General features: G+C 72.5%; 19 protein-coding genes. 6 read left to right on the forward strand and 13 right to left on the reverse strand.

The window, feature by feature from the left end; translation table 11 throughout:
* Window positions 1-2 precede the first annotated feature (2 nt).
* Complete coding sequence (purU, locus tag ABZ876_RS11235) at window positions 3-884, reverse strand: formyltetrahydrofolate deformylase (protein ID WP_361777804.1); 882 nt, start codon at window positions 882-884, stop codon at window positions 3-5.
* Between the two features lie 72 nt (window positions 885-956).
* The gene (locus ABZ876_RS11240) at window positions 957-1457 is read right to left on the reverse strand and encodes a hypothetical protein (protein ID WP_361777807.1); all 501 of its coding nucleotides are present in this window, start codon (window positions 1455-1457) and stop codon (window positions 957-959) included.
* Between the two features lie 117 nt (window positions 1458-1574).
* On the opposite strand from ABZ876_RS11240, the gene ABZ876_RS11245 reads away from it, so the two are divergent.
* Complete coding sequence (locus ABZ876_RS11245) at window positions 1575-2909, forward strand: ABC transporter substrate-binding protein (RefSeq protein ID WP_361777810.1); 1335 nt, start codon at window positions 1575-1577, stop codon at window positions 2907-2909.
* Window positions 2910-3002: 93 nt separating this feature from the next.
* Here ABZ876_RS11245 and ABZ876_RS11250 read toward each other — a convergent pair whose 3' ends face one another.
* Both ABZ876_RS11250 and ABZ876_RS11255 read right to left on the reverse strand, forming a co-directional pair.
* Window positions 3003-4481 (reverse strand): hypothetical protein, encoded by a 1479-nt coding sequence (locus ABZ876_RS11250; protein WP_361777813.1) that lies wholly within the window; start codon window positions 4479-4481, stop codon window positions 3003-3005.
* A gap of 412 nt (window positions 4482-4893) precedes the next feature.
* The gene (locus ABZ876_RS11255) at window positions 4894-6279 is read right to left on the reverse strand and encodes a transcriptional regulator (protein ID WP_361777816.1); all 1386 of its coding nucleotides are present in this window, start codon (window positions 6277-6279) and stop codon (window positions 4894-4896) included.
* 381 nt (window positions 6280-6660) lie between these two features.
* Between ABZ876_RS11255 and ABZ876_RS11260 the strand changes: the two genes are divergently transcribed.
* The 3 genes from ABZ876_RS11260 to ABZ876_RS11270 all read left to right on the forward strand — a co-directional run bounded on the left by ABZ876_RS11260 (window position 6661) and on the right by ABZ876_RS11270 (window position 9839).
* Entirely contained in the window at window positions 6661-7314 is a 654-nt protein-coding gene (locus tag ABZ876_RS11260; protein WP_361777819.1) for a bifunctional DNA primase/polymerase, read from the forward strand.
* Between the two features lie 144 nt (window positions 7315-7458).
* On the forward strand, window positions 7459-8250 hold the full coding sequence (locus ABZ876_RS11265) for an ABC transporter ATP-binding protein (RefSeq protein WP_361777822.1): 792 nt from the start codon (window positions 7459-7461) through the stop codon (window positions 8248-8250).
* Window positions 8247-9839, forward strand: coding sequence for a transporter (locus ABZ876_RS11270; RefSeq protein ID WP_361777825.1), 1593 nt, complete (start codon window positions 8247-8249; stop codon window positions 9837-9839). The genes ABZ876_RS11265 and ABZ876_RS11270 overlap by 4 nt, the downstream gene beginning before the upstream one ends.
* Window positions 9840-9895: 56 nt before the next feature.
* Here the strand turns inward: ABZ876_RS11270 and ABZ876_RS11275 are convergent, their stop codons facing one another.
* Window positions 9896-10759, reverse strand: a complete 864-nt coding sequence (locus ABZ876_RS11275; protein ID WP_361777828.1) for an alpha/beta hydrolase — start codon at window positions 10757-10759, stop codon at window positions 9896-9898.
* 668 nt (window positions 10760-11427) lie between these two features.
* Window positions 11428-12120, reverse strand: a complete 693-nt coding sequence (locus tag ABZ876_RS11280; protein WP_361777831.1) for a metal-dependent transcriptional regulator — start codon at window positions 12118-12120, stop codon at window positions 11428-11430.
* Window positions 12121-12427: 307 nt separating this feature from the next.
* On the opposite strand from ABZ876_RS11280, the gene ABZ876_RS11285 reads away from it, so the two are divergent.
* Window positions 12428-13246: an SIS domain-containing protein gene (locus tag ABZ876_RS11285; protein ID WP_361777834.1), complete on the forward strand. Its 819-nt coding sequence runs from the start codon at window positions 12428-12430 to the stop codon at window positions 13244-13246.
* Between the two features lie 21 nt (window positions 13247-13267).
* Here ABZ876_RS11285 and ABZ876_RS11290 read toward each other — a convergent pair whose 3' ends face one another.
* Both ABZ876_RS11290 and pdxH read right to left on the reverse strand, forming a co-directional pair.
* Window positions 13268-14653, reverse strand: coding sequence for a PAS domain-containing protein (locus ABZ876_RS11290; RefSeq protein ID WP_361777837.1), 1386 nt, complete (start codon window positions 14651-14653; stop codon window positions 13268-13270).
* A 477-nt stretch (window positions 14654-15130) separates the two neighbouring features.
* Entirely contained in the window at window positions 15131-15769 is a 639-nt protein-coding gene (pdxH, locus tag ABZ876_RS11295; RefSeq protein ID WP_361778144.1) for a pyridoxamine 5'-phosphate oxidase, read from the reverse strand.
* 554 nt (window positions 15770-16323) lie between these two features.
* On the opposite strand from pdxH, the gene ABZ876_RS11300 reads away from it, so the two are divergent.
* Window positions 16324-17424, forward strand: coding sequence for a citrate synthase 2 (locus tag ABZ876_RS11300; protein ID WP_361777839.1), 1101 nt, complete (start codon window positions 16324-16326; stop codon window positions 17422-17424).
* Window positions 17425-17484: 60 nt separating this feature from the next.
* On the opposite strand, the gene ABZ876_RS11305 is transcribed toward ABZ876_RS11300, so the two are convergent.
* From ABZ876_RS11305 to ABZ876_RS11325, 5 genes are all read right to left on the reverse strand, one after another.
* Window positions 17485-18501, reverse strand: a complete 1017-nt coding sequence (locus ABZ876_RS11305; protein ID WP_361777842.1) for a 2-oxoglutarate and iron-dependent oxygenase domain-containing protein — start codon at window positions 18499-18501, stop codon at window positions 17485-17487.
* 231 nt (window positions 18502-18732) lie between these two features.
* Window positions 18733-19332, reverse strand: a complete 600-nt coding sequence (locus ABZ876_RS11310) for a TetR/AcrR family transcriptional regulator (protein WP_361777845.1) — start codon at window positions 19330-19332, stop codon at window positions 18733-18735.
* On the reverse strand, window positions 19320-20057 hold the full coding sequence (locus ABZ876_RS11315; RefSeq protein ID WP_361777848.1) for an enoyl-CoA hydratase family protein: 738 nt from the start codon (window positions 20055-20057) through the stop codon (window positions 19320-19322). The genes ABZ876_RS11310 and ABZ876_RS11315 overlap by 13 nt, the downstream gene beginning before the upstream one ends.
* Before the next feature lie 32 nt (window positions 20058-20089).
* The gene (locus ABZ876_RS11320) at window positions 20090-21250 is read right to left on the reverse strand and encodes an acyl-CoA dehydrogenase family protein (RefSeq protein WP_361777851.1); all 1161 of its coding nucleotides are present in this window, start codon (window positions 21248-21250) and stop codon (window positions 20090-20092) included.
* A gap of 81 nt (window positions 21251-21331) precedes the next feature.
* Complete coding sequence (locus ABZ876_RS11325; protein ID WP_361777854.1) at window positions 21332-23176, reverse strand: biotin carboxylase N-terminal domain-containing protein; 1845 nt, start codon at window positions 23174-23176, stop codon at window positions 21332-21334.
* Between the last annotated feature and the right edge of the window lies 1 nt (window position 23177).

The following is a 23177-nucleotide window of genomic DNA, read 5'->3' on the forward strand; positions in this document are numbered from 1 at the left end:
CCCTACGCGAACACCACCGTGCGCCGGCCGTTCAGCAGGATCCGGCGTTCGGCGTGCCACTTGACCGCGCGCGCCAGCGCCTGGCACTCCACGTCGCGGCCGATCGCCACCAGCTGGTCCGGGGTCACTCCATGGCCGACCCGCTCGACCTCCTGCTCGATGATCGGGCCCTCGTCGAGGTCGGCCGTGACGTAGTGCGCGGTGGCACCGATCAGCTTGACCCCGCGCGCGTGGGCCTGGTGGTACGGCTTCGCGCCCTTGAAGCTCGGCAGGAACGAGTGGTGGATGTTGATGATCCGGCCGCTGAGCTGCTTGCACAGGTCGTCCGAGAGCACCTGCATATAGCGGGCCAGGACCACCAGCTCGACGTCGCACTCGCGGACCAGCTCGAGCATCCGCGCCTCGGCCTCGGGCTTGGTGTCCTTCGTCACAGCGATGTGGTGGAAGGGGATGTTGTACGAGCCCACCAGCTCGGCGAAGTCGGTGTGGTTGGACACGACGGCCGCTATCTCGACGGGCAGCGCGCCGGTCCGGGCGCGGAAGAGCAGGTCGTTCAGGCAGTGGCCGAACTTGCTGACCATCAGGATGACGCGCATCTTCTCGTCGGCCCGGTTGATCTGCCATTCCATCTGGAAGGAGTCGCCGATCGCCGCGAAGCTCGCCCGCAGTTTGTCCACGGTGACCGGAGCTTCCGCGGAGAAGTGGACCCGCATGAAGAACAGTCCTGTGTCGTGGTCTCCGAACTGCTGGCTGTCCACGATGTTGCAGCCGGTCATGAAGAGGTAGCTCGACACGGCGTGCACGATGCCCTGCTTGTCCGGGCACGAGAGGGTGAGGACGTACTGGTCGGCGGGGGCCGCGGCCCGGGAGGACTGCTCACTCATGCACGCCAGGGTCTCATGTCCGCGGGCCCGCAGGGGGCGCCGTCCCGCCACGCGGACGGCGCAGCGGGACGGCTACGCCGTCCGCGTGAGGATGCGCAGCACCTCGAGCGTCCGCGGGGGCGTGTCCGGGTCGTCGCCGTCGCTCACCGAGAGCCGCACATGCGCGTCGCGTGCCGCCCGCACCGCCTCCGGCCAGCCGTGGTGGTCGAGGTACGCCGCCACGGGCGCGTCCGGCCCGACCTGGTGCATGATCCGCAGCACGCGCAGGACGGCGGTGTCCACGAGGGCCGCCTCCTGCGAGTCGCGGAAGATCGTGCCGACGTACTTCTCGGCCGACCAGTTGTCCAGCCAGGTGTCCTCGACCAGGCGGTACACGGCGTCGGTGAAGTCGCCGTATCCGTCGATACCGGCCATCCAGACATCTCGCTGGAACACCGGGTCGGAGAGCATGTGCAGCGCGGAGCGCACATTGCTGCGCCAGCGCCACCACGGCATGTCGTTGAGTGGCATGCCGCCCATGGTGGAGGAGCGACGGCCGCGACGGGAAGAGTTCTCCGAACCTTGCACGGTCACCGATCGTACGTTCCCCGTTGAATACGCATCACCGGCCCCCGCAATTCACCTCTGAGTCACCTCGCGTTGACCGGAGGTCACTTCCGGGTTAGTGATGTGACGGAATCGTGAGTGTCCATGACCGGCAGGCGAGACACCAGCTCCTCCCCCACCCGCACCCCTGTGCAGGGCTCCGTCCGCAGAGCAGCGACTCCCCGTGTCAGGGCGGCCCTGTTCTCCGCGGGCGCGCTGGTGGCGGTCGCGTCGATCGCCGCCGCATGCGGTGTCGTCCCCGGGACCACGGGGGGATCCGGGGACAACACCGTGACCGTCATGACCTGGGCGCCGGAGAAGACCTCGGCGACCAACAAGCCGGGCATGCCGGCCATGGCCAGGGCGTACGCGCGCTACATCAACGCGCACGGCGGACTCGGCGGCCGCAAGCTCAACGTTCTGACCTGCAACGACCACAACGACTACGTGGGCGCGGCGAAATGCGCCCGCACCGCCGTCAAGGAGAACGTCGTCGCGGTCGTCGGCTCCTACAGCCAGTACGCGTCCTCCTTCCTCTCCCCGCTGGAGTCGGCGGGCATCCCCTACATCGGCGGCTACGGGCTCACCGACGACGAGTTCAAGAGCGTGCTCTCCTACCCCGTCAACGGCGGTCAGCCCGCACTGCTGGCCGGACTCGGCGAGGAGCTGGGCGCGAAGTGCGGTCCCGTCGCGCTGGTGCGGCCCGACACCATCGCCGGCGACCAGCTCCCGCTGCTGCTCAACGCCGGGCTGAAGGCGGGCGGCCACGACGCGGCCGCCGACGTGCGCGCCGCCGAGGACGCCACCGCCCTCGACGTCCAGGCGCAGGAGGCACTTCGGAAGGCGACCACGACCCCTCAGAGGAAGGGGTGCGTGGTGCCCTCCCTCGACGAGCGCACCGGCACCTTCATGGACTCCTTCCGCCGGCTGAGCGACGGGTACCCGGCGGTGGGCACGGCCTCCGTGCTCGGCAGCGTCGACCAGTCCGCCATCGACGCGTCGGGCGGCAAGTCGGGTCCGTACGAGGGCGCATACGTCACCAGCTGGTACCCGGAGGCCTCCGACGCGCGCTGGGACTCCATGAAGAAGGTGATCCGCGAGCAGGCCTTCGGCGACAACCGGATCGATCCGGCGGACGCCGGGGTGCAGACCACCTGGATCGCGTACACCGTCCTGGCGAAGGCCGTCGCCTCGCTCGGCAACGGCGAGGTCTCGGCGCGGACGATCCGCGCGGCCCTCGACAACGGCCTGCAAGTGGACACGGGCGGTCTCACGCCGACCCTGAGGTGGCGCTTCCAGGACCTGACCGCGGTCGTCGACTTCCCACGCCTGATCAACTCGGACGTGACCTTCCAGGTCGTCCGCGACGGGCAGCTGGTGGGGGCACGCAAGGGCTTTGTGAACGTGTCGAAGACCCTGGAGAACGCGACGAGCTCGTGATGCGCCCCCTCCCCGCAACCGGGTGATGCGCCCCCTCCCCGCAACCGGGTGAGGCGCCCCGCCGCGAGGACCGGGTGAGGCGCCCCGCGGCGGTCAGAGCTGGGTCGGCTGGCGCTGGGTCAGGCCGTACTTCTGCGCGATGGCGTTCCACAGGCCCGCGGCCTTGCTCTTCTGGGCGCTGGCGGTGACGCTGGCCCGGTTGCCGGCCGCGGTCTGGCCGGTGGTGCGCGCCTGGCCCTTCTTGCACGCCTTCTTGTTGCCCGAGACCTGGTCGGCCCAGGCGGCGTAGTGGGTGTCGGCGGCCGCGGACGCCTTCCAGGCGCTGGTGAGCGCGGCGGTCAGCTCGCCGTGACCGGGGAGCTTGTCCACCGCGAGCCCGGACAGCCGGGTGACCAGGTCGTTGCGCTGCTTAGCCGCGTCGCGCAGGGCGTTGGCGGCCTGGTCGAGGTTCTGGCAGCCCTTGACGTCGGCCACCGCCTTGATCACCGTGCCGCGGCTGTTGCCGCTGTCGGCGAGGAGCTTGTCGAGCGCGGCGGCCTGCGCCTGGGCGGGGTCGGCACCGTCCGGGGAGGAGGACGAGGAGTCCTTGGCCGGTCCGGTCGCCGCGACGGACGTGCTGTGGTTGTCCTTGCCGTCGCCGCCCCCACCGCCGAGCAGGGCGCCCGCCCCGATGCCGAGGACCACGATGCCCACGCCGACGGCCGCGAGGAGCGGGATGCGCGAGCGGATACCGCCGCCTCCCTCGTCGCCGCCGTCCCGGCCCGCGGGCATGCCCGGTGCGCCCGCCGCGTCGAACCGCGGCAGGTGCTGGGTGGACTCGGCTCCGCCCGAGCCGTCGCGGAAGAGGTTGTCGAACACGGCGGGCGGCTGACCGGCGGTCCCGGGCGCAGCCGGCGGCGCACCGTAGGGGGCCGGGCCCGGCTGCCCGGGTACGGGCGGGAGGTACTGCGTGGCCTGCGCATCGGGACCGGGGGCGGAAGGCACGGCCCCGGCACGCCCGAGGAACCGGGTCGCGTCGTCCGCCGGCATCTCCGGCGGCAGGGCTCCCGCGCCGACCGGCGGGAGGAACTGCGTCGCGCCCTCGTCGGGCGCGTTGGTCACCGGGGGGATGTACTGCGTGGCGCCCTCGTCCGCGGGTGGCAGGGGCGCGGAGTGCTGCGGGTGCGGTGCGGCCTGGGCGCCGGGCTGTCCGTGCATCCCGTACGGGGACGGCTGCGCGCTCTCGGGCGGCAGGGGTCCGGCCCCCTGCTGCGGTGCGGGACCGGTGCCCCAGGCGGTCCGTGGGTCGGCGGACTCCCAGGACGGCTGTGCGCCCCAGGACTGCCCCGCGTCGGCGCCGCCCCAGTTCTGGGCGGGCGGCGTCTGGGCGGACTGCCCCGGGCCCCACGGCTGGCCCCAGCTCTGTCCGCCTGCCGGGGCTGCCTGGCCGTCGCGACCACCCGTCGGGACGGTGGAACCGTTCGTTCCGCCCGCCGTGCCCGGCAGCAAGGGCTCGCCGCCGTCGGAGGGCAGCACGATGCCTTCGCGCGCGGGCCGCGCCGAGGGCTCCTCGCCCTGTCCACTCTGCGTCACCGGGACTCCTACGAATGGGGGAACCTACGGAATCGTCGGCTCACGCTACCGGGTCCCTGGAGCCGGGTGCCACGCAGCACGGGCGGAGCGTCCCGCCGAGGGGCGGGGGAACCGCGCGAGCAGCCACAAACCACCCGGCAGCGACGATGCTCCGCCGACGGGGATGCGTCCCGGGGGCCGGACGCGCCGCCCGGGCATACGCCGCCCCGGCCGGCACCAGGCCCGTCACCGGGACCAGCCCCGCCACCGCAGCCCGGGCCTCGCGCCGACAGCCCGACCCCGGGAACGGACCCCGCCCCTCAGCCTCAGCCTCAGCCTCAGCCCGCCAGGATGGCCGGGCCCCGGAACACGCCCCGCCACCGCGCCCCAAGCCAAGCCGCAAGCACAGCCCGACTGCGCGACCCCGCCCGGCCTACGCCGCCGCGGCCAGTTCCATTCGGGCCCCGAACTCCCGTACCACCGCCTCCTCCCGGTACGGCTCCAGCCGCTGCTGCAAGTCCTCCAGATACTCTGCGCCACGGTTGGAGCGCAGGGAGGCGAGCAGTTCCACCGCCTTCAGGCCGGTGTGGCAGGCCTGTTCCACCTCCCGCTGCTGCACCTGGGCGGTGGCGAGCAGCACATAGCCGATCGCCCGGCGCCTGGCCCGGGACTCGGGGTGCCCCTCGAGGGATTCCTCCGCGCGCCGCACGGCCGCCTCGGCCTGCCCCAGATCCCGGTGGCAGTGGGCCAGTTCGTCCGCCAGATACGCATGGTCGAAGTGGGCGATCCACGCCGGATCGTCCCCGGAGGCCGCATTGACCGCCTCCAGCGCCGTGACCGCGCGCCCCGCCGCGAGCTGCGTGGCACGCACATCTCCCATCAGCGCATGCCCCCGCGCCTCGGCCGCATGGAACATCGCCTCCGCGCGCGGTGTGACCCGCCCGCGCGCCCCCTCCTGGGCCGCGCGCGCCAACTGTGCGATCTCGCGTGGGTTTCCGAGCTGCGCGGCGAGGTGGCTCATGGAGGCCGCGAGCACATAGCCGCCGTAGCCCCGGTCCCCCGCCGCCTGGGCGAGCCGCAGCGCCTGGATGTAGTACCGCTGGGCGAGACCGGGCTGCCCGGTGTCGACGGCCATGTACCCGGCGAGCTCGGTCAACCGCGCGACCGCGGCGAACAGCTCACGCCCCACGGCCTCCCGGTAGGAGCCGGCCAGCAGTCCCGAGACGACACTGTTGAGGTAGTGCACGACGACCGGGCGCACATGCCCGCTGCCGTACTGGTGGTCCAGCTCCACCAGCGCCTGGGTGGTCGCGCGCACCGCGGCCACGTCCGACGGGCCCACCCGCGGCCCGGCCGACCGGGCGACCTGCGCGTCCGGCGCGGAGATCAGCCAGTCCCGGCTCGGCTCGACCAGAGCGGACGCGGCCACCGACGAGCCGGACAGGAAGTCCCGGCGGCCGACGTCGCTGCGCCACAGCTCGCAGACCTGCTCGATGGCGCCGAGCACCGTCGGCGAGAACTGCAGGCCCACGCCGGACGCGAGGTTCTTGCCGTTGGCCATGCCGATCTCGTCGATCGTGACCGTGCGGCCGAGCTTGCGGCCGAGCGCCTCGGCGATGATCGCCGGGGCCCGGCCCCTCGGCTGCTGTCCTCGCAGCCAACGGGCCACCGACGTCTTGTCGTAACGCAGATCGAGGCCGTGTTCCGCACCGCACATGTTGACCCGGCGGGCCAGCCCCGCGTTCGAGCAGCCCGCTTCCTGAATGAGTGCTTGCAGCCGTTCGTTCGGCTGTCGCGCGACGAGTGGCCTTGCGGCCATGGCGTACCCCCTGTGGCTGCGGTGCCTGCTCACGCACCGAGTTGACGTGTCTTCAGCGGCCGGACCGCCGGAGCACCTTCGTGTGCACCGAAAAGATCCGGCCTTGAAGATCGATGCCCAGCGGACATGCCTCTGATGCGAGACATGCGAGGATTGCCGGGGTAACGACTGTTGCCGAACCCCTCACCTGGTTACCCCACCCCCGCTGCCGTTCCTCTTGCGCGCCCCCACCCGTGCATCCATGCGCCCCGCCCGCGAAAACGATGCTCCTCCCCGGCGCATGTAGGACAAAAAGGACATGCCCAAAAACCGTTTCCGGAACGGGAGATGGCTCGCGGTAAGCGGCCGTAACCCCCGGTGACGGCTGGAGTTGAGTTCATCGTGGAAGAGACCATCGCGGGCCCTGAAGCTGCCCACATCCCGAAGCAGCGCGGCGACTCCCTCCTGGAAGCCGCGGTTCGTTACATCGAGGAACGCCACTGGGAGGTGTTTCCGGGGACGTGGCTGGAAGCCGTGGACGGGATGCACCGCTGCTCCTGTGGTCAGCCCACGTGCCCCACGCCCGGCGCCCATCCGGCACGCGACGACTGGACGACGCAGGCGACCGGCAGTGCGACGGTCGCACGCCGTCTGTGGTCCAAGCAGCCCAGGGCGTCCATCCTGCTGCCCACCGGACGCACCTTCGACGCCGTCGACGTCCCGGAGACGGCCGGCTTCCTCGCCCTCGCACGCATGGAGCGGATGGAGCTGACCCTCGGGCCGGTGACGCTGACGCCGGACCGGCGTATGCAGTTCTTCGTCCTCCCCGGCGCTTCGGCGAAGGTCACCGACCTGGTGCGGAACCTGGGCTGGTCGCCGTCCTCCCTCGACCTGGTCACCCTCGGCGAGGGCGGGTACGTGACAGTGCCGCCCACACGGTATGGATCTCGGGGGGCCGTGCAGTGGGCCTGCCGGCCGACGCCGGCGAACCGGTGGCTGCCGGACGCGGAGGAGTTGATCTCTCCGTTGGCGTACGCGTGCGGCAGGGACCGGTAGGCGGTATCCGGCCCGGTCCGCGGGATGCGGGTTCCCCGGCGGCTGCCGGCCCCCTTTGCGATCGCTCGCCCCCGCGCTGCGGAGCCGTATGACGGTCACGGTCCCGCGCCCCTGCCGGGGCACGCCTCCCCCTAAGGTGCTCCTATGAGCGAGGGAGCTGGGGCGGGTATGGCCGCCGTACGGGTGCAGGGGCTCTGGAAGAGGTACGGGGAGCAGGTCGCCGTCGCGGGCATCGATCTGGAGTTGCCCGCCGGACGGTTCATCGGGCTCGTCGGGCCGAACGGCGCCGGAAAGACCACCACCCTGTCCATGGTCACCGGGCTGCTGCGGCCCGACCAGGGAACCGTCGAGATCGCCGGGCACGACGTGTGGCGGGACCCGGTCGCGGTCAAGGCCCGTATCGGCGTACTGCCCGAGGGGCTGCGTCTCTTCGAACGCCTCTCCGGGCGCGAACTGCTCGCGTACACGGGCAGGCTGCGCGGACTGCCCGGCGCCGAGGTGGACAAGCGGGCCACCCAGCTCCTCGACGTCCTCGACCTGGCCGGGGCCCAGCACAAACTCGTCGTCGACTACTCGACCGGCATGCGCAAGAAGATCGGGCTGGCCGCCGCCCTCCTCCACAACCCGGAAGTCCTCTTCCTGGACGAGCCGTTCGAAGGCGTGGACCCCGTCTCCGCGCAGACCATCCGCGGCGTCCTGGAGCGGTACACCTCCTCGGGTGCCACCGTCGTCTTCTCCTCCCATGTCATGGAGCTGGTCGAGTCGCTGTGCGACTGGGTCGCGGTCATGGCCGCCGGGCGCATCCGCGCGCACGGCCCGCTCGCCGAGGTGCGCGGCGGCGCGCCCACGCTCCAGCAGGCGTTCCTCGAGCTCGTCGGTGCGCGCGCCCACAGCGCCGGCACCGACCTCGACTGGCTCGGCGGCGGCGCCCGATGAGCACCACCGGTCTCACCGCCACCGTCGTACGCCTCAAGCTGTCCCTGCTGCGCAACGGGCTGCGGCAGTCCGCCGGGCGGCGGGCCGTGTATCTCACGTCCGTCGTCGTCGTGATCCTGTTCGCCGCCCTCCAGCTGATCGGTCTGATCGCCCTGCGCGGCAGCGCGCACGCCACCACCATCGCCGTGCTGCTGGCCGAGATCCTGGCGCTGGGCTGGGCCGTCATGCCGCTGTTCTTCCCCAGCGGGGACGAGACGCTGGACCCGACCCGCCTGGTGATGCTGCCGCTGCGCCCGCAGCCGCTCATACGGGCCCTGCTGGCGGCCTCCCTGGTCGGCATCGGGCCCCTGTTCACGCTGTGTCTGCTCGCCGGTTCGGTGCTGGCCGTGGCGCACGGGGCGGCCGCCTACGCGACCGCCGTCGCCGCCGTGGTTCTCGCGCTGCTGGTGTGCGTGGCGCTCGCGCGGGCCGTCGCCGCCGCCAACGTCCGGCTGCTGACCAGCCGCAAGGGCCGCGATCTGGCCGTCCTGAGCGGGCTTGTCATCGCGGTCGGCACCCAGCTCGTGAACTTCGGCGCCCAGCGGCTGGGAACGGCCGGACTGGGACAGCTGGACCCGGTCGGGAACGTGCTGCGCTGGATCCCGCCCGCCTCCGCGATCGGCGCGGTGGACTCGGTGGGCAAGGGCTCCTACGGCACCGGGCTCGCCCAGCTCGCGCTGAGCGCCGCCGCCGTGGCGGGGCTGGGAGCCCTGTGGTCGCGCAGTCTGACGAAGTTGATGACCGCGCCGGACGAGTCCACGCTCCAGGCCGCCGAACCGGGCCCCCGGGAACGCGGCTCGGCGGGGCCCTCCCGGCTGCTGCCCCAGGGCCGCACCGGCACGGTGATGGAGCGCAGTCTGCGCTACGTGTGGCGCGACCCCAAGACCAAGGCGGCGTGGGTGACCTCGCTCGCGATCGGGCTGATCGTGCCGGTCTTCAACGCCCTCCAGGGCACCGGCTCCCTCTACTTCGCCTGCTTCGCGGCGGGGATGCTCGGCATCCAGATGTACAACCAGTTCGGCCAGGACACCTCCGCCTTCTGGATGGTCGCGATGGCGATCTCCTCGCCCCGTGACGCCTACGCCGAACTGCGCGGCCGTGCGCTGGCCCTGCTGCTGATCACACTGCCGTACGCCACTCTCGTCACCGTCGTCACCACCGCGCTGCTCGACGACTGGCCCAAGCTGCCCGAGGTGCTCGGGCTGTCCTTCGCCCTGCTCGGCGCCATGCTGGCCACCGGCGCCTGGTCCTCGGCCCGCTTCCCGTACTCGATCCCGCAGGAGGGCTACAAGAACGTGGCCCCCGGGCAGGCCGGGCTCGCCTGGATCTCCATCCTCGGCGGCATGGTCTCGGCCGCCCTGCTCTCCTCGCCCGTGATCGCGGCCACGATCTGGCTGAACGTCACGGCGGGCGGGGACCGCTGGAGCTGGCTGCTGCTGCCCGCCGGCGCCGCGTACGGGGCGCTGCTCCTCCTCCTCGGCCTACGCCTCGCGGCTCCCCGTACGGCGAAACGGCTGCCGGAGATCCTGGCGGCGGTCAGCAAGGGCTAGGGAACGTCCGGCGGCCGTCGTCGGTGGGCCGGCAGGTGCGATCGCCGGGCGGCCGGTCAGGACGGGGTGAGCAGGCCGTCCAGGAACGGTTCGATCGCGGCGCGCCATGCATCCGGCTGGTCGTAGTGGACGAGGTGGCCGGCATCGGGCACCTCCGCGTACCGGCCGTGCGGCAGGACGCGCACCATCTCCTGGGCCTCCGCCCGGCCCAGTTCGCCGTCCAGGCCGCGGACGACCAGGGCCGGGCACTGGACCTGTGCCAGTTCCTCCCAGTGCGCGTCGTACACCCACGTCTGGCGCGACTTGAGCATCTGCTCGGGTTCGAAGACGGGCCGCCAGCCGTCCGCGGACTCGGCCATCACCTCGGCGTAGAACGCGCCGCGGGCCGGATTGGGGCGCTCCACCCAGGGGTCGTCCTCACCGAACCACTTGCGGACGTCGGCGAGGGTGGCGAAGGGCAGGGGCCAGGACTTGAACCAGCCCTCCCACTCGCGCTGCGAGGCGGCGCCGAGCGCGGAGGCCCGCATATCGCAGATGACCAGGCCGCGGACCAGATCGGGGCGCTTGGCGGCGAGCTGCCAGGCGGTCAGGGCGCCCATGGCGTGGCCGATGAGGACGGCGGGGGCGAGGCCGAGCTGTTCGACGGCGGCCTCGGCGTCGTCGACGTAGTCCTCGCGGGTGTAGTCACCCTCGGGCGGTTTGCCGCTCCGGCCGTGACCGCGCTGGTCGAGCGCGACGGCGCGACGGCGCTCGGACAGCCAGCGGGCGGTGGAGGCCCAGTGCGAGGCCCGCCCCATGAGCCCGTGCAGTAACAGCACTCCGGGCACACGCTCGTTCTCCCCGGTCTTGGGAGGGTCGGCGAACTCCCATGCGGCGAGGCGTACGCCGTCCGCTCCCGTCACGTCGATGCGCCGCACCATCCTCCAGGCACCCCCCTGCTCCGCTCGGACCGCTCGCCCCGCTTCGCGCGGTCGGTCCACGCGCTCGTCCTGCTGCCGCTGTCGCCCTGCTGCTCCTGCTGTTTCCGCTGTTTCTGACGCACAATGCGCCGATTGGTACAGCGCACGGTCCGATGAGACCGTCACCCCCACGCTATCGAATGACTATTCGAAAATGCGGTTCCGGAGGGCAACACCCCTCCTTCGAGTGACCCCCCTCGATGATTGGCCGCCGTCTGCGCGGGGAGATCTTCTGCGGGAGGCGGACCGCTCGGGGAAAACCGGTCCGAGGGGGATGACCCTGAGAGCTCGGGGCTCCGGGTCAGAACAGGGGAGGACAGGCCCCGGCGCCCAAGGGCGCCGGGGCTCACCCCATGCCCGTGGCACATCCGCCCGCTCCCTTCCTGACCAGGCGACATCGCCGTCATCCACCGGCCAAGAGCCCTCAGGTCATATGCCTTATGCGACAGCCTCGCACGCGAACGGCCGAAGCGCTGCGATTCCGCACACTGAATCTTGGTTCCGGCGGTAACGCAAGACCGCCACAACCGCCCCTGGAATCACGGGAGTTGACGGGCTCGGGATGAACGCCGCGTGCGTCGGGGGCGATTGAGGGCCGCCGGAGCGTACGGCTCTCGATGTGGAACCGCTCAGCGCTTGGCCACGAACACATGGGACGCGATGTCCGACGCCAGCTCGGCGGCCTCCCCGCCGCTGCCGACCAGGACGCCGCCCGCGGACTCCGTCACGCTGACCACCGAGCCGGGCTGCACGCCCGCCCGCCGCAGCGTGTACATCAGCTGCGCATCCGTCTGGATGGGCTCGCCGATGCGCCGCACGACGACGGTCTTGCCGTCCGTGCCCGGGTCGAGCTCGGCCAGCGAGACCATGCCCTCGTCCAGGAACGGGTCCGCGCCGTCCTTCTCGCCCAGCTCCTCCAGGCCCGGGATCGGGTTGCCGTAGGGCGACTCGGTGGGGTGGCGCAGCAGCTCCAGGACACGGCGCTCCACCGCCTCGCTCATCACGTGCTCCCAGCGACACGCCTCGGCGTGCACCTGCTCCCACTCCAGCCCGATCACGTCGACCAGCAGGCACTCGGCGAGGCGGTGCTTGCGCATCACGCGGGTGGCGAGGCGACGGCCCTCGTCCGTGAGCTGAAGGTGGCGGTCCGGCGCGACCGCCACCAGACCGTCACGCTCCATCCGCGCCACCGTCTGGCTGACCGTCGGACCACTCTGGTCCAGCCGCTCGGCGATGCGGGCGCGCATGGGGACCACGCCTTCCTCCTCGAGCTCGAGGATGGTGCGGAGATACATCTCCGTGGTGTCGATCAGTCCGGACATACGTGCCCCTCGATGAGATCTGCCGGAGGCTCCACGGCTCACCGGCGCGTGCGCTGGCCCTGGATTCAATTCTGACGCATCCCACTGACAACCGGGGCGCGGCGAAGCAACCAGGGGGTTACGGGGGTCCCGGCGGCGGGTATGGGAGCGCGTCCGAACGCGCGGGTGCCGTGTTGACATCCCACTGGTCCAGACCGCAACGTGATCCGCGACACGGGCCGTCACGGGCGCCGGTGCGTGGTCGGTGTGCCGTGTGGGCGCCGTCCGCCGGGATCGAGACACCGAGACTACGAAGGGGACGCCGCCGATGAGCGAGAGGCCGAGTGGCGGGGAGCCACGGGGCGGGGAGCGGCCGGGCGGGGAGCCGCGGCAGGCGAGCACGCCGGCCGAGCGGTTCTTCGACGCGGCGATCGGGCTGCTGCGGCGGGTTCGGGAGGAGGAGGCGGAGCCGGTCGCGGCGGCGGGCGCCCTGATCGCGGACACCGTCGCCTCGGGCGGCCGCCTGTTCGCCTTCGGCGCGGGGCACTCCTCGCTGGCCGCGCAGGACCTCGTCTACCGTGCGGGCGGCCTCGCCCTGATGAACCTGCTCGCGGTCCCCGGTGTCGTGGGCGTCGACGTCATGCCGGCCACCCTGGGCTCCGCGCTGGAGCGGGTCGACGGCCTGGCCAGCGCGGTGCTCGACTCCAGCCCGCTGCGGTCGGGCGACCTGCTGTTGATCATCTCCCTGTCCGGACGCAATGCGCTCCCGGTGGAGATGGCCGTGAACGCCCGCGCCCTCGGCGTCAAGGTCATCGGGGTGACCTCGGTGGCGTACGCCTCGGAGACGAAGTCGCGGCACGCCTCCGGCACGTACCTCAAGGACCACTGCGACCTCGTGCTCGACTCGAAGATCGCGGTGGGTGACGCCGAGCTGACCCTCGACACCATCCCCGCGCCCTTCGCCCCCGCCTCCACCGTCGTCACCACGGCCCTGCTCCAGGCGGTCATGGCAACGGCCGCTGCCGACCTCGCCGACCGCGGCATCGAGCCGCCGCTGCTCAGGTCGGGGAACGTCGACGGCGGCCACGATTGGAACAGGCGGGTGCTGCGGGAGTACGGCGACCGGATCTTCTACCGGCAGCAATAGCCGGCCGCGCCCCCGCGCCGGCTACCGCGCGTCCCGCGCCAGGTCGGCCAGGTCCAGGGCGGCGGCGATCCGTACCGCCACGTCCTCCCCGTAGACCGCGTCGGCGCGTTCGAACCGGCTGCGTCCGGCGCCCCGCAGAAACGTGACCACCCCCAGTGTCCGGCCCCGGCTGCGGAGCACCGCGCACAGCGCGTGGACCGCGTCCGGGGGCCACTGCCGGGCGAGCGCCCACTCCCGTGCCCGCTCCGGGTCCACCGAGCCCGCGCCGGCCCGCACGCATCCGGCGCGCTCCACGCACTGGAGGGCCGGGTGTCCCTCGCCGTACCGGACGGGCAGCCCGGCCTTTCCGGCGAGCAGGCTGGGGCCGGGTGCGCCGGCCGGTGTCTCGGCGGCCCGCACCAGGCGCACCGGGCCCTCCCCGTCCGCCACCGGACCGCCCGCCACCCGGTCGAGCACGGCGTGATCGGCGAATCCGGCGAGCGCGAAGTCCAGATGGACGGTGGCCGCCTCCGCCGGGTCCTCGCACTCGGCGGCCGCCCGCGCGGCGCGGTGCAGCTGGTTGGCGCGGAAGCGCAGCAGCGCCGCCTCCTGCTCGCTCTGTTTGGCCTCGGTGACGTCCTGGAACAGCCATCCCACACCCAGCGGGACCGGTTCCTCCGCGAGCGGGGTGGCCAGCCGTACGAATCCGCTGCGCCAGCACCGCCGCTTCTCGCCCTCCGCCGTGCGCAGGCTCACCCACATCTCGGCCGGTGCGGGCGGCGCGCCCTCGGCGAGCACATGCGTCAGCGCGCTCTCCAGCTCCTCGACCCCCTGCGCCAGCAGCTCCCCGAGCGGACGTCCGAGCACGGCCGTGCGGCCGATGCCGAGCGCCCGGGCGGCGTGGGCGTTGACGACGGCGGGCCGCAGGTCGGCGTCGACCAGCACCACGCCCCAGCTCGCGTCCTCGAACAGGGCCTCGCTGAGCGCGATGGAGCGCTCCAGGTCGATCTGCGCATGGACCTCGCTGAAGGCGCAGTAGACCCCGGCGGGCTTCCCGTCGGGTCCCCGCACGGCCGCGGACTGGGTGCGCACCAGCACCCGCCCGCCGTCCTTGGTGAGCAGCGCGAACTCGTGCACCTGGCGCCCGGGGGCCTGCATCGCGGACATCAGCCACGCCTCGACCTCGGCGGCGTCGGCGCTGCGCACGGCCCAGCCGGCGAATCCGTGCCGCCCCACGGCCTCGGCGGCGGCCCAGCCGAGAATCCGCTCGGCCTCGCGGTTCCAGTGGGTCACGACGCCCTCGGCGTCCAGGGCGCACAACGCCGCGTCCATCCCGTCGAGGAGCGCGGCCAGAAGATCGGAACCGTCCCGCTCGGGCTCGCCCGGCCCCAGCTCGTCCGTGGTCCCCCTACGCCGGGAAGCACTCACCTGGAACCCCCTGCAGGCTGCTGCGTCCGTACGTACGGCGCTCGTCCCCTCACTCCTTCTCATTCAACTCGAACGTGACCCAGCCCACATGCGCTTCCGGAAAGATTCTACGAAATCGTTGCACCGGCACCGGCCTCGCTCCCGGCGTGCCGGGGACCGCGCCAAACAGCGCCGCCGGTCTCCGGAAAAAGCTGTTGATCGGTGGCGAACCGGTTCTTAAGGTGGGGAGCACCGAAGAAAGGAGGTGGTTCGGAGCATGTACGCACACCGGACGTCGGAGGTGGCTGCGGGCTAGCGCCCGTCACCACACCCGTTGCGGTGCCGGACCAGCGCGTACGCGTTACGTGCAGCCGGCCTAATCCAACGCAGTCACCCGACCCGCGAGCTCGCCGGTACGTCCGGCCGGCTTCTCCGCCGCCAGGCGGGGGGACCAGAGCTCGCGGGTCGTCTGCGTTCGACGGCGGTTCGACGGCGGATTCAGGGGCTGAGCCGCTCCACCCGCCAGGTCCCGTCGGGTTCCGCGACATAGCGGAGTCGGTCGTGGAGGCGGTTCGCGCGGCCCTGCCAGAACTCGACGGTCTCCGGAACGACGCGGAAGCCGCCCCAGTGCGGCGGGAGGGGGACCTGGGAGTCCTCCGGGTAGCGGGCACTCAGCTCCTCGTAGGCGGCGTCGAGCTCGGCCCGGGTGCGGATGACCGAGGACTGCGTGCTGGCCCAGGCGCCGAGCTGGGAGCCGTGCGGGCGGGTGCGGAAGTAGGCGGCGGTCTCGTCGCGGCCGGTGCGGTACGCGGTGCCGGTGACGATGACCTGGCGGGCCATGGGGTGCCAGGGGAAGAGCAGCGAGATCCGGGCGTTGGCCGCGAGGTCCTGGGCCTTGCGCGAGTCGTAGTTGGTGTAGAAGACGAAGCCCTGGTCGTCGTACTGCTTCAGAAGGACCGTGCGCGAGCTGGGACGGCCGTCCGCGTCCGCGGTGCAGACCACCATCGCGTTCGGCTCGTAGATCATCCCGGCCACGGCGGCCTGCGCGGCCTGCTTGAACCAGAGGGCGAACTGGTCCATGGGGTGGGCGGCGAGCGAGGTCTCGTCGAGCCCCTCGGCGCGGTAGTGCGCCCGCATCTCGGCCGGGTTGTGGGTGAGTTCCTCGGCGGGGCCTTCGGCCGCGCGTTCGACGATGGGTTCGAGGACGGGTTCCGCGGCGGCCGAGGCCGCGGCCGCGGCGGCCTCGGCGGCGGAGAGGTCCTCGGCGGAGGGGACGGAGGACCGGGCGGGGTATGTGGATCCGGCTTCGGCTGCGGGTTCGGATGCCGGTTCGTCCGGGCGGCGGTCGGTCACGCCGTCATCTTGCCGCATTGTCCGCGGCTCCCGAGAGGGGTGCGGTTCACCACCGCGTGGCACCGAGTGCCGCTTGCTCTCCCCAAAGGTGACACCCGGGGATATCGTGCTGATGCCGTTCGGATGGGGTGACCGCCGACCGATCGGGGCATCACCGGAGTGACCGTTTTGGACCGCGAGTCTTCGAGAACGACCGTGAAGGACCGTGGAACCGGGACGGGCACTCCCCTTCCCGCAGCCGACGTCCACCGCCCGAGTCCGTCCCACCGGGCCGTGGACCGGGGCCGACGGGAATCCCATTGACCACATCCGCCGCACACATCACGAGGAGCCGCCTGATGTCCGACTTCGTACCCGGGCTCGAAGGAGTCGTCGCGTTCGAGACGGAGATCGCCGAACCGGACAAGGAGGGCGGTGCCCTGCGGTACCGGGGCGTCGACATCGAGGATCTGGTCGGCCACGTCTCGTTCGGCAATGTCTGGGGACTGCTGGTCGACGGGGCCTTCAACCCCGGACTGCCGCCCGCCGAGCCGTTCCCGATCCCGGTGCACTCCGGTGACATCCGGGTGGACGTGCAGTCGGCGCTCGCCATGCTCGCCCCCGTGTGGGGCCTGAAACCGCTCCTCGACATCGACGTGGAGCAGGCCCGCGAGGACCTCGCCCGCGCGGCCGTCATGGCGCTGTCGTACGTCGCCCAGTCGGCCCGTGGCCAGGGGCTGCCGATGGTGCCGCAGCGCGAGATCGACAAGGCGCACTCCATCGTCGAGCGCTTCATGATCCGCTGGCGGGGCGAGCCGGACCCCAAGCACGTCGCGGCCGTCGACGCCTACTGGACGTCGGCCGCCGAGCACGGCATGAACGCCTCGACGTTCACGGCCCGGGTGATCGCGTCCACGGGCGCGGACGTGGCGGCCGCGCTGTCCGGCGCCGTGGGCGCCATGTCCGGACCGCTGCACGGCGGCGCGCCCTCCCGTGTGCTCGGCATGATCGAGGAGATCGAGCGGACCGGTGACGCGGAGGCGTATGTGAGGCACGCCCTGGACCGGGGCGAGCGGCTTATGGGCTTCGGGCACCGCGTGTACCGCGCCGAGGACCCGCGGGCACGGGTGCTGCGCCGCACGGCCCGGGAGCTGGGCGCTCCCCGCTTCGAGATCGCGGAGGCGCTGGAGAAGGCGGCCCTGGAGGAGCTGCACAACCGCCGCCCCGACCGGGTCCTCGCCACGAACGTGGAGTTCTGGGCGGCGATCATCCTGGACTTCGCCGAGGTCCCCGCGCACATGTTCACATCGATGTTCACCTGCGCCCGGACGGCCGGCTGGTCGGCGCACATCCTGGAGCAGAAGCGCACGGGCCGCCTGGTGCGCCCGTCGGCCCGCTATGTGGGCCCCGGCCCCCGCAGCCCTCAGGAGATCGAGGGCTATGCGGACATGACCCGCTGAGGCCGCTCAAGGCCTGCGGGAATCACCTCCCCGGCCGCCGGCGCCCCCCGGCGGCCGGGGTCACGCCGGGGTGAGCAGGGCCGCGTGGTGGCGTTCGGCGGTACGGGGGTGGGCCCGGAGCTTGCCCTTGAGCTCGTTGTAGCCGTACTCGGCGAACAGCGGGTTGGCCGGGTCGGCGGTGATGCCGGGTGCGGTGGAGGCGCCCGGGAAGGCCAGCGGCTCGATACGGGCGTCCAGGCGCGGGTTGAAGAAGAACGGCACGGAGAACCGCTCGGTGGCGCCGAGCGGGCTGACGACCCGGTGGTTGGTGGCCAGCAGACAGCCGTTGGTGGCCACCTCCAGCAGTTCGCCCAGGTTCACCACGAACGCCCCGTCCAGCGGCGGCACGTCGTGGAACCGCCCGTCCTCGCGCTGCACCTGGAGCCCGCCGACCCGGTCCTGGAGCAGCAGCGTCAGGAAGCCGTAGTCCTTGTGGGCGCCGACGCCCTGGTCGGCGCCGTCGTCCGCGCTGCCCGGATAGCGGACCAGCTTGAGGTGGGGGTGGGCGCGGTCGCCGAAGACCGGGTCGTAGAAGTCGGGGGCCGCGCCGATCGCGGCGAGCAGCTCGTGCAGCAGCCGCTCGGCGACCCCGCTGAGCCGGTCGATCCAGGCGAGCGCGGCGGTGCGCAGCTCGGGGAGGGCCGCGGGCCACTGGTTGGGCCCCTGGAGCCACCAGTAGGGGGCCTCACCGGGGCCGGGGGCACGGACGGGCCGTTCCGCGCCTATGTCGAGCTGGTCGCGCCAGTCGCGGGCGCCGGCGGTGCGTTCGTCGCCGATGCGCGTGTAGCCCCGGAAGTGGGGCGAGTTCGCGTTGTCCAGGGCTAGACGGTCCGCTTCGGGCAGGGCGAAGAAGGCCCACATGGCGCCGAGCAGGGCCTCGGTCTCGGCCCGGCTGACACCGTGCCCGACGAGCTGGAAGAAGCCCACGTCGTGGGCGGCGCTGTGGAGCTGCGCGTGGAACAGCGCCCGGTCCTCGGGGCCGCGGTCGGCGGCGGAGAGATCGATGATCGGGAGTTGGTCGTACGACGGGTTCGTCATGGGTGCGTCCGCAGGGTGTACGGGGGCACGGGGCGGCCGCCGGGGGTGGGGCGGAGCCCCTGGGTGCCACGGAAGGGCGAAGAGGGGGCTGGGTCAGGCGGAAAGCCGACAGCCCATGCTCGTGACGCGCACGTAGTCCACGTGTCGGCGTCGAACGAGCATCGGAAGCATGGGCCAAGGGTAACGCTCCCCGGCCACGCTCCCGGTGCCTCTTCGGTCACACCCGCCGGCTCAGCCCAGTGCCTCCTCCAGCAGGGCCCCCCACTGCGCGACCACCCGTTCCCGGCGGGCGGCGTCGTCCGTGAGAAGGTTCGCGAGGCCCAGCCCGCGGGCCATGTCCATCAGCCCCTGCACCGTCTCCCGCACGCCGGGCCGGGACTCGTCGGCGCCCAGCAGATCGACCGCGATCCGGTGCGTCTCACGGCCGACGCGGGCCTCCAGTTCCGTCACACGCGGGCGCAGCTGTTCCTCGTCGGAGGCGGCGACCCACAGATGCAGAGCGGCGCGGAACAGCGGCCCGGTGTAGAGGTCGACGAGGGCCGCGACCACCGCACGGCGGTCGGCGGCACCCCCCGGGAACAGCGCCCTCAGCGCCGTGGAGCGCTCCTCGGCCACGTACTCCACGGCCGCCGTGAACAGGTCCTCGCGGGTCGGGAAGTGGTGCTGGGCGGCGCCGCGGGAGACGCCCGCGCGTTCGGCGACGGCGGAGACCGTGGAGCCCGCCCAGCCGTGTTCGGCGAGGCACGCCACCGCGGCTTCGAGCAGCCGTTGCCTGGTGACCCTGCTGCGGTCCTGCTTCGGAACGCGTTCGGCCGTGCTCACACCACCCATACGGGATCCCGTCTCTCGAGGAAGGCCGTCATCCCCTCGCGGGCCTGCGGGGAGGCGAACAGCCGGGCCGAGAGCGCGGTCAGATCGGCCGCGTCCCGGTCGAAGGTCTCCAGCACAGTAGCCGTGAGCAGCCGCTTGGTCTCGGCCAGGCCCTGGGGCGAGGCCCGGCGCAGTCCGTCGAGCACGGGGGCGAGGACCTCGTCGACATCGGTGCCCGAGACCGTGAGCAGTCCGGTGCGCACGGCCTCGGCGGCGTCGAAGCGCTCACCGGTGAGGTAGTGGCGGGCGAGGGCACGGGGGTTAGTGCGGGGCAGCAGGGGCAGGGAGATCACGGCGGGGGCCACCCCGATGCGGACCTCGGTGAAGGCGAAGGTGGCGCCGGTGGAGGCGGCCGCGATGTCGCAGGCGCCGAGCAGGCCGAGGCCGCCCGCCCGTACGTGCCCGGTGACCCGGGCGACGACGGGTGTGCGCAGCTCGACGATCCGCCGCAGCAGCCCGACCATCGCGTCGGGGTGCGGGGGGTCGCGCAGATCGGCGCCCGCACAGAAGGTGGTGCCGGTGTGGGTGAGGACCACGGCGCGTACGTCGTCGTCCTCACCGCAGCGGATGAGCGCGTCCGTCAGGTCCCCGGCCAGCGCGGCCGAGAGGGCGTTGCGGTTGCCGGGCGAGTCGAGGGTGAGGGTGGTGATGCCACGGTGGTGCGTGGCATGGACGAGTTCGGTCACGGCTGCTCCCCGGGTGCCGGCGGACGGTCTTTCTAGTACGACTTCGGAAGGCCGAGGCTCTGGTGGGAGACGTAGTTGAGCACCATCTCCCGGCTCACGGGCGCGATGCGGGCCACGCGCGCGGCCGTGACGAGCGAGGCGAGCCCGTACTCGCGGGTGAGGCCGTTGCCGCCGAGGGTGTGCACGGCCTGGTCGACGGCCCGCACACAGGCCTCGCCGGCGGCGTACTTGGCCATGTTGGCGGCCTCCCCGGCGGCGATGTCGTCCCCGGAGTCGTACAGGAAGGCGGCCTTCTGCATCATCAGCCGGGCCAGTTCGAGGTCGATGTGCGCCTGCGCGAGGGGATGGGCGATCGCCTGGTGGGCGCCGATGGGCTGCTTCCAGACGGTGCGGTCGCGCGCGTACTCGACTGCTCTGCCGAGCGCGTACCGGCCCATCCCGATGGCGAAGGCCGCCGTCATGATGCGCTCGGGGTTGAGTCCGGCGAACAGCTGGAGCAGCCCGGCGTCCTCGTCGCCGACGAGCGCGTCGGCGGGCAGTCGTACGTCGTCCAGGACCAGCTCGAACTGCTTCTCGGCCGCGTTGAGTTCCATGTCGATCGGCCGCTTCCGGAAGCCCTCGGCGTCCGTCGGGACGATGAACAGGCAGGGCTTGAGCCGTCCGGTACGGGCGTCCTCGGTGCGGCCGACGATCAGCACCGCGTCGGCCATGTCCACACCGGAGATGAAGACCTTGCGGCCGGTGAGCAGCCAGTCAGCGCCGTCGCGCCGGGCCGTGGTGGTGATGCGGTGGCTGTTGGAGCCGGCGTCGGGTTCGGTGATGCCGAAGGCCATGAGCCGGGTGCCGTCGGCGAGTCCGGGGAGCCAGGCGTGTTTCTGCGCCTCGGTACCGAAGCGGGAGATCACTGTGCCGCAGATGGCCGGGGAGACGACGAGCATGAGGAGAGGCGAGCCTGCGGCGCCGAGTTCTTCGAGGACGATGGAGAGTTCCGTGATGCCGCCGCCTCCGCCGCCGTACTCCTCGGGCAGGTTGACGCCGAGGTAGCCGAGCTTTCCGGCATCGGACCAGAGTTCGGTGAGGGGCTTGCCTTCGGCGACGGTGCGGGTGAGGTATTCACGGCCGTAGCGCTTGCCGAGGGCGGCTACCGCGGTTCGCAGTGCCCTGTGCTCTTCGGACTCGATGAGGGTGGTCATGCGATTCCTCCGGGTGCGGCTTGTCGTGTGGTTGCTCGCGCTCACGCGGCGGTGGCCGCGTGTCGAAACAGCCCCGCGCCCCTAGCGCGGGTCGCTCTCGACCACGGCCAAGAGCGTGCCCGGCTCCACCTGCTGTCCAGGGGTCACCGGGAGGGCGGTCAGGGTGCCTGCCGCCGGGGCCGTGATCTTGTGCTCCATCTTCATCGCCTCCAGCCAGAACAAGGGCTCCCCGGCCCGTACGGCCGATCCGACGGCCAGGCCCTCGGCGACGCGTACGACCGTTCCCGGCATCGGCGCGAGCAGGGAGCCGGGGGCGTGGTGGGCGGTCGGTTCCCGGAAGCGGGGCAGGGCGGTGAGGGCGGTCGGTCCGGCGTACACCTGGTCGCCGTATCGGGCCATCTCGAACTTCCGCCGCACCCCGTCCACTTCGAGGACCACGAGCCGGGCGTCCGCGTGCACGACCCGGACCCCGTCCGCCGCCAGGCCCTCGCGGGTGTGCCGGTAGCGCACCTCGTGCTCCTCGCCCGCCACGAGGTACCGCTTGACCTGCTCCTGGGACGGCAGATTGCGCCAGCCGCCGAACCGTGAGCGGCCGTGCGCGTCGGCGAGGGCGGCGGCCAAGGGTGCGTACGGGTCGGGGGCGGGCTCGGTCAGCCCCGCCAGATGGCGGTCGTAGAAACCGGTGTCCATGCCGGCGGCCGTGAAGTCCTCGTGGCGCAGGGAGCGTACGAGCAGGTCCCGGTTGGTCACCGGGCCATGGATCTCGGCCCGCTCCAGGGCGCCCGCGAGCCGTCGGACGGCCTCCGCGCGCGTGGGGGCGTGGACGACGGCCTTGGCGAGCATCGGGTCGTAGTGGACGCCGATCGTGTCGCCGTCCGCGTAGCCCGTGTCCAGGCGGACGCCCGGCACTGCCAGGCGGTGCAGGGTCCCCGTCTGCGGGGCCCAGCCTCGCGCCGGGTCCTCGGCGTAGAGGCGGGCCTCGATCGCGTGGCCACGCGCGCGTGGAGGCTCCGGGTCGAGGGCGGCGCCTTCCGCGATCCGTATCTGAAGCGCCACCAGGTCGATCCCGAACACCTCCTCGGTGACGGGGTGTTCCACCTGGAGCCGGGTGTTCATCTCCAGGAAGTGCGCGCGGCCGTCGGCGACCAGGAACTCCACGGTGCCCGCGCCCACGTAGTCGACGGCACGGGCGGCCCGTACGGCCATCGCGCACAGGGCGCCGGCGAGTTCGGGCGCGAGGCCGGGCGCCGGGGCCTCCTCGATCACCTTCTGGTGGCGCCGCTGAAGGGTGCAGTCGCGGGTGCCGAGCGTCCACACCGTTCCGTGGGTGTCGGCGAGGACCTGCACCTCCACATGGCGTCCGCCCTCCACGTACGGCTCGACGAAGACCTCGTCGTCGCCGAAGGCGCCGAGGGCCTCGGCGCGCGCGGCGGTCAGCTCCGCGTCCAGGTCGGCGAGGTCCCGTACGACCCGCATGCCGCGTCCGCCGCCGCCGGCCGCCGCCTTGACCAGGACGGGCAGGTCGGCGGCCGTGACCGTGGCCAGGGGTTCCAGGCCCATCAGCTTCTTCGCCCGCGTCTTGGAGGCCATCGCCTCGATCGCCTGCGGGGGCGGCCCGATCCACTTCAGGCCCGCGTCCAGCACCGCGCGCGCGAAGCCGGCGTTCTCGGACAGGAAGCCGTACCCGGGGTGCACCGCGTCGGCGCCCGCCGCGCGGGCCGCCCGCACGATCAGGTCGCCGCGCAGATACGTGTCCGCGGGCGCCGCGCCCGGCAGCCGTACCGCCGCGTCGGCCACGCGCGCGTGCAGGGCGTGCGCGTCGGCGTCCGAATGCACGGCGACCGTACGGATGCCCAGCTCGCGGCAGGTACGGACGATACGGCAGGCGATCTCGCCGCGGTTCGCCACCAGAACGGAATCAATCACG

This window comes from Streptomyces sp. NPDC046931, assembly GCF_040644655.1.
Lineage (GTDB): Bacteria > Actinomycetota > Actinomycetes > Streptomycetales > Streptomycetaceae > Streptomyces.

Excerpts from the sequence above, each read along its gene's own strand:
- purU (WP_361777804.1), bottom strand. The coding sequence starts at position 884 with ATGAGTGAGCAGTCCTCCCGGGCCGCGGCCCCCGCCGACCAGTACGTC.
- ABZ876_RS11245 (WP_361777810.1), top strand. The coding sequence starts at position 1,575 with ATGACCGGCAGGCGAGACACCAGCTCCTCCCCCACCCGCACCCCTGTG.
- ABZ876_RS11255 (WP_361777816.1), bottom strand. The coding sequence starts at position 6,279 with ATGGCCGCAAGGCCACTCGTCGCGCGACAGCCGAACGAACGGCTGCAA.
- ABZ876_RS11265 (WP_361777822.1), top strand. The coding sequence starts at position 7,459 with ATGAGCGAGGGAGCTGGGGCGGGTATGGCCGCCGTACGGGTGCAGGGG.
- ABZ876_RS11270 (WP_361777825.1), top strand. The coding sequence starts at position 8,247 with ATGAGCACCACCGGTCTCACCGCCACCGTCGTACGCCTCAAGCTGTCC.
- ABZ876_RS11275 (WP_361777828.1), bottom strand. The coding sequence starts at position 10,759 with ATGGTGCGGCGCATCGACGTGACGGGAGCGGACGGCGTACGCCTCGCC.
- ABZ876_RS11280 (WP_361777831.1), bottom strand. The coding sequence starts at position 12,120 with ATGTCCGGACTGATCGACACCACGGAGATGTATCTCCGCACCATCCTC.
- ABZ876_RS11285 (WP_361777834.1), top strand. The coding sequence starts at position 12,428 with ATGAGCGAGAGGCCGAGTGGCGGGGAGCCACGGGGCGGGGAGCGGCCG.
- pdxH (WP_361778144.1), bottom strand. The coding sequence starts at position 15,769 with ATGCGGGCGCACTACCGCGCCGAGGGGCTCGACGAGACCTCGCTCGCC.
- ABZ876_RS11300 (WP_361777839.1), top strand. The coding sequence starts at position 16,324 with ATGTCCGACTTCGTACCCGGGCTCGAAGGAGTCGTCGCGTTCGAGACG.
- ABZ876_RS11305 (WP_361777842.1), bottom strand. The coding sequence starts at position 18,501 with ATGACGAACCCGTCGTACGACCAACTCCCGATCATCGATCTCTCCGCC.
- ABZ876_RS11310 (WP_361777845.1), bottom strand. The coding sequence starts at position 19,332 with ATGGGTGGTGTGAGCACGGCCGAACGCGTTCCGAAGCAGGACCGCAGC.
- ABZ876_RS11320 (WP_361777851.1), bottom strand. The coding sequence starts at position 21,250 with ATGACCACCCTCATCGAGTCCGAAGAGCACAGGGCACTGCGAACCGCG.